The organism is Pseudomonas taiwanensis (assembly GCF_013393345.1).
In the GTDB taxonomy this organism is placed as follows: Bacteria; Pseudomonadota; Gammaproteobacteria; order Pseudomonadales; family Pseudomonadaceae; genus Metapseudomonas; species Metapseudomonas resinovorans_C.
Genome location: NZ_QJRF01000060.1, coordinates 204,160 through 219,336 on the forward strand (window position 1 = coordinate 204,160; position 15,177 = coordinate 219,336).

The 15,177-nt window shown below is 54.3% G+C and carries 9 protein-coding genes and 1 pseudogene; 4 read left to right on the forward strand and 6 right to left on the reverse strand.

Features of this window, described 5'->3' with window-relative positions; all coding sequences use genetic code 11:
- Positions 1-22: 22 nt before the first annotated feature.
- Together DM872_RS14075 and DM872_RS14080 are read right to left on the reverse strand one after the other, a co-directional pair.
- Entirely contained in the window at positions 23-2,755 is a 2,733-nt protein-coding gene (locus DM872_RS14075) for a LuxR C-terminal-related transcriptional regulator (RefSeq protein ID WP_179060067.1), read from the reverse strand.
- Positions 2,756-2,920: 165 nt separating this feature from the next.
- Positions 2,921-4,282, reverse strand: a complete 1,362-nt coding sequence (locus tag DM872_RS14080) for a DUF1329 domain-containing protein (protein WP_179060068.1) — start codon at positions 4,280-4,282, stop codon at positions 2,921-2,923.
- 1,221 nt (positions 4,283-5,503) lie between these two features.
- On the opposite strand from DM872_RS14080, the pseudogene DM872_RS30915 reads away from it, so the two are divergent.
- The 4 genes and pseudogenes from DM872_RS30915 to DM872_RS14095 all read left to right on the forward strand — a co-directional run.
- Positions 5,504-6,499: pseudogene (locus tag DM872_RS30915) on the forward strand (HAMP domain-containing protein); the annotation flags it as partial.
- A gap of 150 nt (positions 6,500-6,649) precedes the next feature.
- Complete coding sequence (locus DM872_RS30920) at positions 6,650-7,354, forward strand: methyl-accepting chemotaxis protein (protein WP_373273714.1); 705 nt, start codon at positions 6,650-6,652, stop codon at positions 7,352-7,354.
- A 240-nt stretch (positions 7,355-7,594) separates the two neighbouring features.
- Complete coding sequence (locus DM872_RS14090) at positions 7,595-7,816, forward strand: hypothetical protein (RefSeq protein ID WP_179060070.1); 222 nt, start codon at positions 7,595-7,597, stop codon at positions 7,814-7,816.
- Positions 7,817-8,058: 242 nt separating this feature from the next.
- The gene (locus tag DM872_RS14095; RefSeq protein WP_179060071.1) at positions 8,059-10,833 is read left to right on the forward strand and encodes a LuxR C-terminal-related transcriptional regulator; all 2,775 of its coding nucleotides are present in this window, start codon (positions 8,059-8,061) and stop codon (positions 10,831-10,833) included.
- 472 nt (positions 10,834-11,305) lie between these two features.
- Here the strand turns inward: DM872_RS14095 and DM872_RS14100 are convergent, their stop codons facing one another.
- The 4 genes from DM872_RS14100 to DM872_RS14115 are packed head-to-tail and all read right to left on the reverse strand — an operon-like array spanning position 11,306 to position 15,176.
- On the reverse strand, positions 11,306-12,472 hold the full coding sequence (locus DM872_RS14100; RefSeq protein ID WP_179060072.1) for a serine hydrolase domain-containing protein: 1,167 nt from the start codon (positions 12,470-12,472) through the stop codon (positions 11,306-11,308).
- A gap of 33 nt (positions 12,473-12,505) precedes the next feature.
- On the reverse strand, positions 12,506-13,345 hold the full coding sequence (locus DM872_RS14105; protein ID WP_179060073.1) for an SDR family NAD(P)-dependent oxidoreductase: 840 nt from the start codon (positions 13,343-13,345) through the stop codon (positions 12,506-12,508).
- A 33-nt stretch (positions 13,346-13,378) separates the two neighbouring features.
- Positions 13,379-14,329, reverse strand: coding sequence for an NAD-dependent epimerase/dehydratase family protein (locus tag DM872_RS14110; RefSeq protein ID WP_179060074.1), 951 nt, complete (start codon positions 14,327-14,329; stop codon positions 13,379-13,381).
- A gap of 34 nt (positions 14,330-14,363) precedes the next feature.
- Complete coding sequence (locus DM872_RS14115) at positions 14,364-15,176, reverse strand: CmcJ/NvfI family oxidoreductase (RefSeq protein ID WP_179060075.1); 813 nt, start codon at positions 15,174-15,176, stop codon at positions 14,364-14,366.
- Position 15,177 lies beyond the last annotated feature (1 nt).

Genomic DNA, 15,177 nt, shown 5'->3' on the forward strand with positions numbered 1-15,177 from the left:
ATCCAAAAAACCCTGCATGCACTCAACGCATGAGCCCCAACTGTCGAGCTCGGCTGGCCGCCTGCGCACGGCGACGCGTTCCAATCTTGTCAAATACCTGTTGCAGGTACCACTTTACACAGCCCTCCGTGATACTCAGCGCTCTACCTATTTCTTTGTTTCGGAGGCCTTCATCAACCAGTTGAAGGATCTCAATTTCACGCCCATTCAAAGCTCCCAGCACGTTTTCAACCACTGCTGGCTCGGCCCTCTTTACAACGGAGTTTTTTGTATCACGGAATGAAATTAATACTTCCTCTATGAACTCCTCGGCGGACTTTCCTTCTTCTCCGCTTGCTGACTCTGCTCCCATTAGCAGACCACTGAGCCAAGCTCCCTCGTCCGAGAAGGTGCGAATGAAACGCCCCCGAGCCGCAAGCTCTAGAGAGCGCTTAAGGTTTCGCTGAGCCCCGCGCTCATCGCCAGTTAGGACTAGCAAATGAGTGTGAACCACGTCCCAACGGAGGAAGTTGCGGGTAGCGTCAGCTTTAGCCAAATAGCGCTGCCAATGCTTGGCCAGATCCATCGCTTCGTTGAGTCGGTTCTGCGCAATGGCCACACGTACGCTGCAAAGTGCTTTTACCTCATCCTTGGTGGTCACACCCAGCGACGGCTTCAAATGACTGAATTGTCCAATCAAACCGTGTTTCCGGCCCTGTCGAATCATTTCATTCACTTCACCCATGCGTAACAGGCAGCGCAGGCGTTCAGCCAGGGCTGAATAATGCAGACGGTCAAAACCATGCTTGGCAGCGGCCACCTCGGCTTTGTCGAGCAAATCGAATGCGGTTTCTGGGTCACCATCATTGAACGCGAGACGCGCTGCGGTGAGCCATCCTGCGATCGCTTGATCCACGAAGCCCTCGGCCTCCACGTGCGGCAAGTATATTTCCAGCAGCCGACGCGCCTGATCCAGTTCGTTGCGCTCGTAATGCACTTCGGCCAGCGGCAGAGCAAGGATGGTTGCATAGGGTGACCCTACACCAGCGATCGACTCTGCTGCAGCGAGCGCTTTAGTGAGCCCAGTGATAACTGCCTCGGTTTGTCCGCCCATAAATCGGGAAGGACCAATTACCGCCTCATGCACAATAATGGAGAGTTTGCTTTCACCCCGACTTAGGTATTCACGCGTCAGGTTACTCAACCTTTCAATCTCATCGAGCTTGAAGCGCTCCCTCTGTGCATACAGCAATGCGTTGTAGATGCTGCCGCGAATGATGGGATGCGCGTCACTGTATTTCTCAACAAGGCTACGAGCCTGCGTCTCCAACAGTGGCGTATCGTCAATCATCATTGAAAGCATCGCCTCTCGGTGAAGAAGCTCGCTCCGCATTACCTCAATAAAATCCGGCGAGTACTTTGCTACGTACTCCGGATCACTGAGACAGCGCCTAGCCTGGGCGAGCAACTCCTTGGCCGTCTCAAACTTCCATAGATGAAGCATGGACCAGGCTTGCGAGATCAGAATCCGGGGATAACGACTAATTAGTGCCGAAGGAAGTTGCTCAACCATTCGCCAAGCGATGTCATCGCTTCGCTCGAAGAAAGCCACATGGTTATCTTCAATAATACTCGCGGCCAGCTCTTGGTCTCCAGAGCTCAACGCATGATTGAACGCCTTGAAGAATTCCTCTTTGAGCACGTAGAAGTCGCTTGCCTCCCGGTGCAAATAGCTCAGCTTGGCCCCATCATTTTCCGCGAGGTACGTGAGGAGGAATTCACGAAACAGGGTATGCAACCGATAAGTCTGTGACTTGGGGTGATCAGTAAAAACAAACAGGTCTCTGGACTGGCACTCCTTAAGCAGGCTCAGACCGTCTATTCGCTTGCTGACTATGGCACAAGCTTCGGGCTCCAAACGCTCCAGAATGGCACACGACACCAGGAAATCCTGGAGATTGGATTCCAGGGACTCAAAAACCTCTTCGAAGAAGAACTCCTGAAAAAGCGCTCTCTCCTCAACGCTGGTGAGATTGCTGAGCTGACCACTGCCCGATCGGATCGCACGGCTTAGGAGGTTCAGACCACCAACCCATCCCTCAATACGCTGAACAGGAGTCGGCACCTCTGAAAACAAGGAGGACTCCAGCCCCTGACTCTCAAAATGACAGGCGATTTCGTCTTCATCGAAAGCCATATCGTGGACATCCAGGTCCAACAACTCTCCTCGCATGCGAAATCGAGCCAGCCGAAGCGATGGTTGACCGCGCCCAGAAAGCAGGAAATGGAGGTTGGCAGGCGCCCGTTCCAACAGCTCGTCAATTGCCTCAACGACTGCGCCCTCTACGCACTGCAGATCGTCGATAAAGACGTACAAGGGCGTCTTGATGTCCCTTAGCTGCATCGCGCTACGCAGACAGGAGCCAGGGACAGCATGCAACGATGTCAGGTCGGCCCGGCGACAAAACACATCGCGCAACGCAATGAGCATCTCAGCGGCGTCGGCATCATTGCGACACCCGATCCAGAAGCATGCCGCTCCCGACGCTTGCAGCTCGATGAAATACTGCGACAGTAATATGGATCGACCATATCCTGCGGGCGCACGTAGAGAGATCACCCTCAGGCCCTGAGCAGCTCGAAGCTGTTTCATCAACCGAGGACGTACGATCAGTCCTTGGGTGTTAAAGGCTGGACTCCTGGTGGCCGACAGCGGCGTGCGACTTTCAGGCTTAATCGCGACGACGGGGGCAACTGCATAGGTGTCACGGTACATCTCGAACCTCCGTCAGGGCGGTAGGTAGCCTCTTGTAGTAATTCTTCAGCTAGTGAGAGTTTCGCTCACTAGCTTCTTCTTATCAGGTCGGCGCGGGCGGCGAGGCCGCATCATTGAATACCGAACAGAAGGGGGCACAGGAGCAGCCTGCCCCCCTTCTTTTCGTCAGCGCTGCGCGCTCTGCACCAAGGATTCCGCAGAATAGAAGGAGCGTGGTCGAGCCTGTCGAGGGGTGTAATGGTCACTCCACTCACCGACTACATACGCATTCTGCTGGAAGTCGATGTTCTGGAAAGGCAGTGCCACGATACCCGGCAGATCACAGGAAATGCTCGAGTACATGATGCCGCCGCGCCAGTGCTTGCCTTGAGTGTCCCACAGGTCACTCAACACGATGTTCCACGTGTCTTCATCCAGGTACAGGGTACGGCTCGCCACGGCGTTCCGCACACCGCTTCGCACTTTGCCTTCTACCTGCCAGACGCGATGCAGCTCCCAACGGACATGGTCAGGGTTGAAGAAGCGCTCACCAATCGCCGCATCCTGGCCGGCCTTGAGCAGCTTGTTGGTGTTGTAGGGGATGTACATCTCCTTCGACCCAACCAGCTTCCACTCGTACTGCTCTGGCGAACCGAAGAAACCGTAGGCTTCGTCAAAGTTGGCAACGCCAGAGACGAAGAAGTTCGGAGTGTCAAATTGCACGTTCGGCAGCTTGCGTACGCGGCGCTGGCCTGGCATGTACTGCCAGGAGCCGAAGGGCACGTTCTGGTAATCCATCGGCAAGGTCCCGACTGTAGCCTCCCCTACTCGACGTGCGGGAGCCTTAATCTCTGCGCGGGAAAGCTGCCAATGCTTGCCGTCGAACTGCGCCTCGCCATTCTGGACGTAGTACGGGAAGACGCGACTGGCGTCTATCCGAGCGGTCAGCGACTTGGAACCATTGGTGTCGACGACTATGAGGTCCGCGAGGGTGTCCACCGCCTCACCTTTCCACGAAAGGTAGTGGTTCCACAGCGCTTCACCGCCGGTTTTGGCGATCGGGAATGGGACGCCGCCATAGGCACCGTGCACCGCTTTATCGCTATCGCTAATCGTAGCGTTGGTTGCGTTCTTTTTGGTGTCGTCATACACCCACTGCGGCGCAGTCGCGGTCCGGTGAGTCGGGTAAACGTCAAGGCGGTAATCAGGATTGTTCTTCAGCAGGGTTTGAACACTGAGAGACAGTCGCCCCTCGTACTCAGCCATGTTCTTCGACGTGATGGTCAGCGTTGGCTTTTCGTCTGCGAAAGGCTCCCATGCCAGACTTCCCTTCGGGAGATTTGCAGGACATTGCGAATTATCCCCGCTCCACGCAGGAATGGTTCCCTCCGCATTGCCCGCTTTGACAGCCCCCATCGGGGTGAGCGTCGTGCCCAGCTGCTGAGCCTCTTGCGAAGAAACGGCGGCAGCGGCCATACCGCAAGAAACCTGAGCAATAGCGAAGACCAACGAGAGCTGCCAACGCTTGTTTGAAAGCAGATTTTGCATGTAATCCTCCGACCTTTCGGTCTTTCTTATTTTCACGCCTTGAGGATGCTTGGTTGGGTGCCTTTCGCCGGCCCCCCAGAAAAGTTGAGCTTTCTGACGGACCAACCAGCTGGCATCGCTTCACCTATCCCTGCGGCCTCTCCTTCTGAGTGGTTCCGTCGGAGCCGAACCGGTGAGCAATCAAGCACGCGTCTGGACGGTACCCAAGGCACCTCATGCATCCACCTATCGATGGATAGGCCGAGCCACAATCGGGAAGGCAACAATCGGGGACTGAAATCGTCGCAGCTACCGCAAAGCGGCGAAGCGTGCAATGCCGCCGGCCTCGAACAGGCTGAAGCGCCAGACCGGGTCTGCCCTAGGCCTTAAATGGAAATTGCGCCACGCAACTCAGCCCCCTTCGTGCACGCAGACCGGGATACCCCCGGGGCTAGGTATACCCAGCGGCGTTAAAAGCTCCTGATGGGCAATGTCGCGCAGAAGCCACGACCGTTCGCACAGCGATGGTATGGGCCGGCTTTGGAGCGAGGCGATCCGACGCCAGAGCGGTCACCCTGTCCTTAATGGAGAGTTCATTGCTCAATCTGCCCTGCCCGCGATCACCTGACCGAGCGCCTCGCTCGCTCGTATTCCGGTGGTGTAGATCGCCCCATCTATCTGATGGGAAGTAGGAGCAGCGTCGTACACGGCGCCACCTAACCAGCAGCTTCCCCCCCAACAAACGGGGCGCCACCACAGCCGACGCCGACCACAATGAAACTGAGCCTCCCTCTCCTGCCCGGGACGAAACAGCAGTAGGCCCCGCCTGAACCGGCAGATATGGCGACATAACTAAGAGTGTGGCCTTCACGCTGCAGAGATCCTCGATATGCGGGAGAAGAAAGCCAACGCCGGAAAGCACTATCTTTCGGCAGGTGATCCGCCTGTTAGACAAGCAGAACCTGACCGCACAATAAATTGAGGTAAATCACTGCAGGAGATTAAATCGAATCATGTATTGCTTCACTCAATAAATTTACTGCGCTCCACCCACCACTAACTAGTGCCTTTTAACGGGCTTTGCATTCGACTCCAGGCCCATTAAAAGCTCTCTCTTAAAGCAGCCAGAAGGATAATAAGATGCTGCAACGCGCCATATTATTTCTCGCAGATCTAAACGTTGGCAAAAAAATGATGCTGGCCTTCGGCTTGGTCTCATTGCTTTCCATCGCGGCAATTGCCATGGCCTTAAAGACAGCCGATCTTCTACTGGATGGCAATAGACAGAGCCAAGCAATCGGTGAACTAAACCTGCTTCTGCAGGAAGCTCGTGGAGCCGAGAAAGACTTCTCTCTGACGGGCAAACAAGAGAACGCTGACCTCCTAGAGCTCAAGCTCTCCAAGCTAGACATTCGAGTCAACGAAATCCTGGAAGACAGAAGTACAGTTAACCATGAGCAATTGAAAAAAATTCGACTCAATGCTCGTGCCTATCGAGAGCAGTTTGACCATTTCCACGCAACTAAGACTCAATCAGACTTAGCGTTAGCCGAAATGCAGAAACAAGCCGACAACGCTCGAATTCAACTTGAGTTCGTAGAGCTAGACATGTTCAGTGCTTTACGGGAATCAGTGAACGGTCAAGGCGAACTAGATCCAAACACCCTAACGTTTGCAGAAAACTCTTCGACGCTATTGCGCCTGCTCCTGCAAATGCGGGGCTATGAATTTGGATATGTTCAGTGGGACGATAAGCAAGAACTCTCCGCTTGGAAGGAGATAATGAGCGATGCCGAGGCAGATGTGTCGCGGCTTCGGGGCCGGATTGGCGAGGACCACCAGGACATCCTCCAGGCAGCACAAGAAGCCCTTACCAATTACCACTCGGCCTTCAAGCGATACAGTGAAAGCCGCGCAGCCAACCAGCACAGCGCAATGCAAATGCAAGAGCTGGCCGACCGCGTATTGCAGGGCGCCAATGAGGCCTTGAATAGCCATCGAGACTGGCTGGAAAACTATGCTGACACCATTCTGCATCTGCTGGTTGTCAGCGCCGGCGTCATTCTCACGCTTGCACTGCTGGCAGGATGGGGGATCCGCCAATTGATCCTGCCACCTCTCCATCAGACGCTGGACCTCGCCAAACGCATAGCCGCTGGAGACCTCAGCCAGAACATCACAACAGAGCGGCGCGACGAACTCGGTCAGCTTTACCGAGCGATGGGGGGCATGACCTCCAACCTGCGCGAGCTCATACGTCGGATCCTGGATGGCGTGGATCAACTGCGTGGTGCAGCGGGTGCGTTACAGGAAGCCAGTCAACAAAGTAGCGACGGAGCGCTTGACCAGCAACGCCAGACAACGCTAGCGGCTAACGCCACGCGCCAGATGGCGACCTCTGCCGAGGCGGTCGCCAACTATGCAGAGAATGCTTCCGGAGCAGCCGCAGATGCAAACAAGCACGCCGAAGCGGGCGAGCATGTAGTGCGTAAAAGCGCGGAGCAAATCGGCCGCCTTGCCAACGACGTGAAGTCATCCACTGATGTAATTAGGGACCTTCACCAAAGCAGTGAGCGCATAGGTGGCGTGTTGGACGTCATCAAAATGGTGGCTGAGCAGACCAATCTGTTAGCACTCAATGCGGCGATTGAGGCGGCTCGTGCCGGCGAGCAGGGGCGTGGCTTCGCGGTAGTGGCCGACGAAGTCAGGGCCCTAGCACGGCGAACTCAAGAGTCGACACACGAGATCGAAGCTCTTGTCGCAGAGCTGCAAGGTATTTCCTTGCGTGCTCTACAGCAAATGACCGAGAGCTCCGAGCTAAGCAACCAGGCAGTGGCGTACGGTGAACAGGCACGGCAGTCACTCAACCGTATCACCTCGGCGGTAAGCAGCATCGAGCTACTTAACGGACAAATTGCCGCCGCTGCCGGAGAGCAGAGTACCGTTGCGGTGGAGATAAGCCTGAACGTCGAGAATGTTCGCAGTGTTGCTAACCAAGGCGCCGATGCCACCCAACGTGTCGCGCTAGCCAGCACTGAGCTGACTCGCTTGGGCACGGAGCTCCAACAATTGGTTCAGCAATTTCGGATTTAGCTTTCGCGGTCCGAGACAGGCCAGCAAACCGCCGGGCATCCATCTTCTACGGCCATCCAAAGATAGGATCATTTCGATCCTGAGGCAGCACACCCTTCTGCCATCTTGGACGAACAGGGCTCGCCACCAAGAGATTGGAGAGTTTGATCAACCGCGCCTCTGTAGTCAGGGCAACGACTATTGGTTGGGCGCGCTTCATCACATGGTGCCCACTCAGCCCCCAAACCAGTGGATATTGGAATGATTTTCACCGTCGCAAACATACAAGCAACGTCGGATATTCGGTTCGACGTCAACGAGCGAGAGCTGCAGATCGTCTACACAAATCCACATCCAGGCAATCAGCGGCGCACACTACAGGTTCGCTTTGGCCCTCAAGCCACCAGAGAACTGGTTGAAGCTGTTCGTGCCCTTGACGCACAGCTCGACTCGCCACTGGATAGAATTCTTTCTTCGGATTAGATCGCTAAACCCGCGGTTGACGACCGCACGAGACAGCAGCGCTTGAGCAATTGGGAAACCTGCTCACGGGGCTTTCGACTCGAAGGCACGATGTGGCCTCGACGTCTGCAACGCGGCCATGGGATGGCTAGCGCGGCAGCAATACGCTAGGGTTGAGCTACCCGCCAGGCCACCTTGCTGCTGCAGAATTACTTCGGCATATTCCGCTGAGGGTACCAATACCAATAAGAAGAGCTATGGCCATGATTCCTGCCTCTACTAAGGACCAAGGGCCGCACAACCGTGACGCCCTTGAACCGAACCAGATATATCTGATCGCATCCAGACTGCAGCCACCGGTTGACGCTCGCAACCTTGTAGCCCGAGCGAAGCTAAGCAGCTTGGTACTATCGGGTGCGCATAAGACGCTGACGCTTGTGAGTTCGCCGGCAGGCTACGGCAAAACCTGCTTGCTAGCCGAGCTCCAGCAGGAGCTGCAAAAGTCAGGGATGCAGACTGCTTGGCTCTCGATAACCCCACTAGACCAGAGCCTGCCCGTCTTCAGTGCCTATCTCCGAGCAGCCATCGAGCTGGCATCCAATGTCGATCAAATCCATGGCCCGATTAGTCGGGTTGGCTCCAACACACTAAGTGAAGCCTTCAATCGAACCATGGCCCTGATTGAGGCCAGCGAAGAATCCCCGCTGTACCTCTTTCTGGATGATGTTCACCATTTGGCAGGCACCGACTCGGTGCGTCTCCTCTCCATGCTCATCGACCACACTCCGCAAGGAGTACGATTTGTACTCTCCTTTCGTGGCGAGCCATGTCTGTCAGTCGCAAGACACCGAATGCATGGCAAAGTGACTGACTTTACCAGCCAGGACCTACGTTTCGAAGAAAACGAAACGACCGCTTTGCTGGCGGCAGACGCAGTGACAGCAATCACCCCCGAAGACATTCGGTCCTTGGTACAGCGCCTTGAAGGGTGGGCAGGAGGTCTGAAGCTGGCTGCGCTGCTACTTAAGCGCACTCCCGAGCTTATTCAAGACCTAAAGAACTTTAGCGGCGAACGGCGCCAATTTGCCGACTTCTTCCTTCAAGATGTCTTGGCAGATCAACCTAACGACGTTCAAGAGTTCCTTATTTTGACGTCGATACTTTCCACCTTGAATGCTTCCACCTGTAACTTCCTGACGAAACGCACTGACGGCCAGCAAAAACTTCTTCAGTGTCTTTCCCAAGGGCTTTTTCTACTCCCATTGGATGACGAAAATCGGGACTTCCGACTACATCCATTATTCTCTGAATTCCTCTATCGCACACTACTGGAGCGATATTCAGATCGGGTGTCAGAACTTCACATCAGCGCAAGTCGAGTTCTTGAAAACACTGGCAATTTTAACGAAGCATTTAGTCATGCGATCCAGGCGCAAGATGATCTGCGGGCCGCTGAGATAATGAACTCTCATTTGGAGGAAATTTTTGACGCCAAGGAAGAAGCCTTAGCACTGGTCAAGAAAATCCCTATGGATACTATGATGGAGTATCCAAAGATTGTCATGGCCCATGTATGGAAGCTTCTGACACTTTGGCAGTTCGAGACTTGCAAAAGGCTGCTCTCTACACTCCGACAGCGCTTGGACGAGAAAGAGAGAAAGAATGGTATTAATGAAGAGTCTCGCGAGCTACGCCTCATTTTCCAGCATCGCGAAATGATGCTATCACTACTCTCCGACAACCTGGAAAACGTTGAAGAAAGTGCACAGTATTTAATTGATAACTATCATGACGCACACCCTCTTCTTAAAGGCAGCCTTTATAGTTCACTGATGTACGCTCGGCGGGAGCGCTTCAAGTTCGATGATATGGAGCGTCTTAACTCTCTCGCCCTCGAGTATTTCAGCAACTTTGAACGCGGGCTTACCGATATATACCACCAAGCGATGATCGGTCCCTCCCGATTCGTAGCGGGTCAGACGCGTCGTGCTATCGATGAATTAAATGCGGCTTTACAACTGGCTGAAAAGATTGACGGGAAAGGCTCACCATTAGCCGCGCTGATTGCCATGCATCTCGCCAAAATCCACTACGAGTTGGACGATCTGGAACAATCACGCGAGCTGCTCTCCCAATACCTACCCTCTGCGAGCCAAAGGGGCTTTGTAGATCAGGCAATCGCTGGTTGGCTAACCGCCGCACGACTGGCGATGATTGATGGAAAGCCCACTAAAGCCTTTAGCCTACTCGATGAAGCTGACGCCTTTGCTGCGAAACACCAGTTTGATCGCTTGAAGTTCTTCAGTCTTGCTGAGCGCTTGAAGCTTCTGTTGCGTCGGGGTGAGATCGATGACGTAATTCGCCTCGGTAAGAAGCATGGCTTGCGCGGAGAGCCAGCCGCAACAGTAGCACCGCACGCAACCTCTAGGAGCCGCGACGAAGCCAGAGCCTTAGCATGGACACGTGTTGCCCAGGCAGAAGATCGAATTCCCGAGGCACTAGGCTTGGCCAAGCAGTGGCACCGCTACCTTAACGGCAGAGATGCCGTGAGGAGCTGCCTCCGTTGGGAGTTGGTGATAGCCCACTTGCTACTCCTCTCCGGAGACAAACGGGCCGCACAGCGCACACTGAGAGAGGCGTTATCAACAGCCGAACCTGGTGGCTTTATTCGCTTGTTCCTCGATGAAGGTGCCTGGCTCGAAGGCTTGCTTAAAGAACAACTGGAGAGCACTCCTACTAGCGAGAAAACAGGAGACGCATTTGCTCTGACAGTTCTTGAACACATGGGCGGCAGCTCGAGCCAAGCGGCGAAGCTCACGGAGGCCGAGGACGTTCCAGTTATCGGCGCCTTTAATACTAGGGAAATGGAAATCCTGTTAATGGTCTCTGCCGGCATGCTGAACCGCGAGATAGGCAACAGGCTTGGTATGACCGAGGGATCGGTGAAATGGTACCTGCAGCAGATCTATGACAAGCTCGGAATCCGGCGCCGCTCTCAAGCGGTGGAACGCGCCAGGCAGTTGGGGATCATTCAGTAGATCGAAGCCCGGCCAAGCGTCCGAACTACGAAGGCGTCAGAACGCACGAAACAGCCTCTCTGACGCCGATTAACCTATTTCCACCACCGCGGAACAGGATGCAGGTAACCAGCGTTTTTTGAACGCGGTGCCTGGTCCAACAATCTGCACCTGCAGCTCTGCTTCACAGGCAACGCACGCCTTTTTAGAACCGCGAGGGAGAACCCTCGCCCACCTCGAGTAGCAGGTTCCTCCTTTGCCGTCGCGGAACAGATGCGAGCGAAATGTCGGCTTGTCTGCCCCCGCCAAAAAGAGCACAGCGCATGCCCTGCACTCGGCGCGAGCCAGTGCAAGGCCTTTTGTTCGGCGTCAGAATGAGCGTGATGCTCGAGGAATACGAAGATGGCCGCTTTCGCGAAAGCTCGGCGTTCGGAGATAAAAGAAGCGCGGAAATCTCCAGCAAGATAACCGCGCAAAAGGGTGAACGACTAAGTCAGACCGCAGCGCCAACGATGATGTCGGACATGCGTTGGAATCGCTCGATGTTGACGGCCTGCGGCAGCACGCCCGCAGTGAGGCAAGAGAAGCTGATGTCGAGTTGAGGATCTATCCAGAACATCGTCGTGCCAGCCCCATAATTTCCGAAGGTCTCGCGAGACGTGAGCGTGCCAAATTGATGATGCACGAGCTTCTCGCCACGCACGCTAAAGCCTAGCCCGATGTAGGCTGGTGGCGGGTTATCCCAACCAGCGCGAAGGGCCACGCCACGGTAAAGCTCGTTGTAGAGATCGCCAGTCCAGTTTTGACGAGCGAGCTCTATCATCCGCGGTGAAAGAATACGGGCTCCATCCAACTCGCCGTTCAGCCTTAGCATCTCGGCAAAGCGCCACATATCCGATGCAGTCGAAACTGCACCAACATGGGGGGCTTCGTTCACCTCTTCCTCGAACAAGCTGTACTTCCCGGGCTGGGTACGTCCCAGGACAGCAATCGGAACCACACCGCGCATGTCCGGAACGACTTTTCGGGCACGGAGATCCGGCCGCACGCCCAGCCATGAATCGACCATGCCCAGCGGTGCAAACAAGTCTTCATGGAGAATGCTGCGGAAATCTCGACCTTTGGGGTCAGTTCGCCTCAGCATCTCGGCTATCAGTATCTGGTTGCATGCGGGGGCGTAGTCGCAGCGCAGACCTGGATCGATAACACCGTGTACGTTCTCACAGACTGCAGCCAGGAGCTCATCGAGGCGGTCCTGATACATATCGGGCTTCGGGGTCCATACCCCTGGCATACCGGTAGTGTGGGTCAGCAGGTGGAAAAGTGTGGTCTTTTCCCTGGGCGCCCCCATGAACTCGGGAATGATGTCTTTGACCTTGGTGGTCAGGGCAAATTGACCCAACTCCACAGCTCGCAGAGCGAGCACGTTGGTAAACGCCTTGGTCAGCGAGAAAATGCTGAACACCGAGCTCTTGCTCAGACTTCTGGTGTGATCAGCATCCTCAAAGCCTATGGCCTCATCCAGACCAACCACGCCTGCACGTGATACGCGAATCACGGCACCGTGGTAGAGACCCTTCTCAACATCGGCGCGAATGACCGATTTCACCAGGTCAAGGCGCTCTTCTGACCATTGGCTCTTTGAATTCGAGATGCTCATCAATATCTCCGCAGATTATGCAATGCGTACGATTCAGGCCGGATTCTTCTCTTTCCAATCGAGAGCCTTTTGCACAGCCGCATCGATCAATGCATGGCGATCGGAAATAAAGCCGAATAGTTCAGGGTGCGGGAAGATGAAAAGCTCACCCTCTTTGATCGCATGAACGACCTGCTTACCCGTGTATTCAGGCGTCAGCCATGGAATCTGGACATTGCCGAAATGCTCAGTTTCCTCAAGCATTACGTCATGGAGCTTGCCGTCATTCAGCTCATTCGGACGATTACGCGAACTCTTGCCAATATTGGTCCGCACCGGTCCAGGGCAAAGCACACTTACGCCTACATTGGAGCCTTCGAGCTCCTGGCTCAGCACCTCAGAAAGGGCATTCACACCAAACTTGGTGACGCAATAGGAACCAAGCTCCGGAGTAGTAGCAAGGCCAGACATCGACGACGTATTCACGATATGGCCGCCGTCGGCATTGCTTTTCAGAATTGGGAGAAACGCTTGGACGCCATGAATGACGCCCCAGAGATTCACATTAATAATCCAGCGCCAATCGGAGATGGACAAATCGGCGATCGCCCCCATGGGCCCGACACCAGCATTATTGCAAACAACATGGACTGTACCGAAGCGTTCGACCGTGGCGCGAGCCAATGCCTCGACGCTTTCGTAATTACTTACATCAGTGCGAATACCTACCGCACCGATTTCCGAGGCAGTGGCTTGAAGGGTTCCCTCTTCGATATCAGCAATGACGACCGTCATTCCCTCAGCTATGAGCTGTTCAGCGATGCCTCTGCCAATACCGGAGGCGCCACCGGTCACGACAGCAACCTTTCCTTTCAAGTTTTCAAGCTTACTCATACACACCTCTTCTTGTAATTTATTCGTCAAGTATCAGCGCTTGGCCAATTGAGGATTAGTCAGAATTACGTTCCGAACAAACTCGTCAACTGAACCATCGCCAACAAATCCCAGTTGAAGTGCACCTGGAGCTTTAAGCGGACACTGCTTAAAAAGCGCCTCAACTTGGGGGACAGACTCACAAGTGACAAGCTCATAGACCTGAGGACCGTAGTAGTCGGCAAGTGCAGAGACAAAGTCCTTCATCTGCAGATATAGCGCAGGCAGCGTCCAGTTTCGTCTAGCGGGTAAATCACCAGCAGCTACTTCCCCAGCATGAAGAAGATTCTCAACGCAGCGTTTCAAGGACATCACCCACGTTCCAGACTCCGGCGCCATCGGAAGGGTGAATGGGCTACCTGCAGCCACCGAAAAGAACACGTCGCTCAAAAAGGCGGAGAGCATGGTCACGGAACCTGCGGGTCGCGCAACAATCCCCGACAGTCGCAATGCCACACCATCAATAAAGCCCGCCCGCGTATAGTCATTGATGAGAAGCTCACCGATTAGTTTATGCGTGGCATAACTAATCCCTGGATTTGGAAGCGTCTCATCATCGACATGTGAACCCCAAGGCGGAGAAAACACTGCAACAGAGCTTGCATAAACAACCCGCGGGCAGTTCCCTTGAAGACGTAACCGTTCAAGAAGCTCTATCGTAGCGTCAAGATTGGTTGACTTTCCGAGCTCGAAATTATCGACCGATTGTCGACCCGCAACAGTCGCAAGATGAAAGATGCGGTCCGGCTTTCCGTCCAAGATACGAGTCAGAGTAACGCCATCGTCCAATCGACCTTCAATTTGATTGACACGTGCGTCAGATATAGCGTGATCAAAAGCAATATCTGTCAGTACGAACGTATCATCGGGGGCCGCGCGACTTAACAGCTCCCAAGCAAGGGCGCTGCCCACAAATCCAGCCGCCCCGGTAATTAGCGTATGCACCGCTACCTCCAGACTTCAGATTACAATCTAGGCGCTACGGGATGTAGGCAATAGTACGAACTTCAATACTCTCTCGTGCAGGTGCATCGGGGCTGGTGTGCGGATCGTTGAATGAACTATGGGCGGCCCACTGCACGGCTTCAGCATCAGAGTCGACCATCTTGAACATCAAAACTTCTTCTGGGGTCATGGCTGGATAGAAATACCAGCGTTGCTCATCGCTGTAGGAGATATTGAATCCAAACGCAGGACTAACACCCGATCGAGTTGCTAGCAGTTTGCAAAGGTGCTGGTCCTCTCGAGAAATGGTAGAACCGTCCACTACCGCCAGCGGGTTACGGTCAATAGTCTTGAGAGGCCGCCAAACGTTGATGATCATCCACCGACCGGAGAGATAACGAGCCTTGTGCTCCTCGGGCGCATAGAGTTGAGCAATTGCGTGCGCGGTAGGTATGTCATAGTCGACATGGGTGTTCATGGCTGGGGTACGGGCATTCGTCTGACCACCCTCCGTAGCACCACGGACTTGCTCACCAAAAACCTTCACATATTCAGCACCGGTTTTTTCTTTAATGAGCTCAGCAACCTCGGCAAAATACACCGAGCGGACCTGATCCACATCGAAGAAATTGGTTACCGAACTATCAATTCGCCCGAGGGTAAACGCATTCTCCTCAAGGGACGCGTTGATGTTTCTCGCGTTGTGGATCCTGACATCATGGGGAATCAACCTGATACTTGCGTTTGCCTTTACGGCATCATCCATCACAGAAAGTTTTTGTGTCGGGTCACCAAAATTCATGACCACATCAACATGATCAATATTAACACCAGCAATATTAGCCATT

What these genes read in the sequence shown, in the direction of transcription:
- DM872_RS14075 (WP_179060067.1), bottom strand. Translation starts at nt 2,755, where the DNA reads ATGTACCGTGACACCTATGCAGTTGCCCCCGTCGTCGCGATTAAGCCT.
- DM872_RS14080 (WP_179060068.1), bottom strand. Translation starts at nt 4,282, where the DNA reads ATGCAAAATCTGCTTTCAAACAAGCGTTGGCAGCTCTCGTTGGTCTTC.
- DM872_RS30920 (WP_373273714.1), top strand. Translation starts at nt 6,650, where the DNA reads ATGGCGACCTCTGCCGAGGCGGTCGCCAACTATGCAGAGAATGCTTCC.
- DM872_RS14090 (WP_179060070.1), top strand. Translation starts at nt 7,595, where the DNA reads ATGATTTTCACCGTCGCAAACATACAAGCAACGTCGGATATTCGGTTC.
- DM872_RS14095 (WP_179060071.1), top strand. Translation starts at nt 8,059, where the DNA reads ATGATTCCTGCCTCTACTAAGGACCAAGGGCCGCACAACCGTGACGCC.
- DM872_RS14100 (WP_179060072.1), bottom strand. Translation starts at nt 12,472, where the DNA reads ATGAGCATCTCGAATTCAAAGAGCCAATGGTCAGAAGAGCGCCTTGAC.
- DM872_RS14105 (WP_179060073.1), bottom strand. Translation starts at nt 13,345, where the DNA reads ATGAGTAAGCTTGAAAACTTGAAAGGAAAGGTTGCTGTCGTGACCGGT.
- DM872_RS14115 (WP_179060075.1), bottom strand. Translation starts at nt 15,176, where the DNA reads ATGGCTAATATTGCTGGTGTTAATATTGATCATGTTGATGTGGTCATG.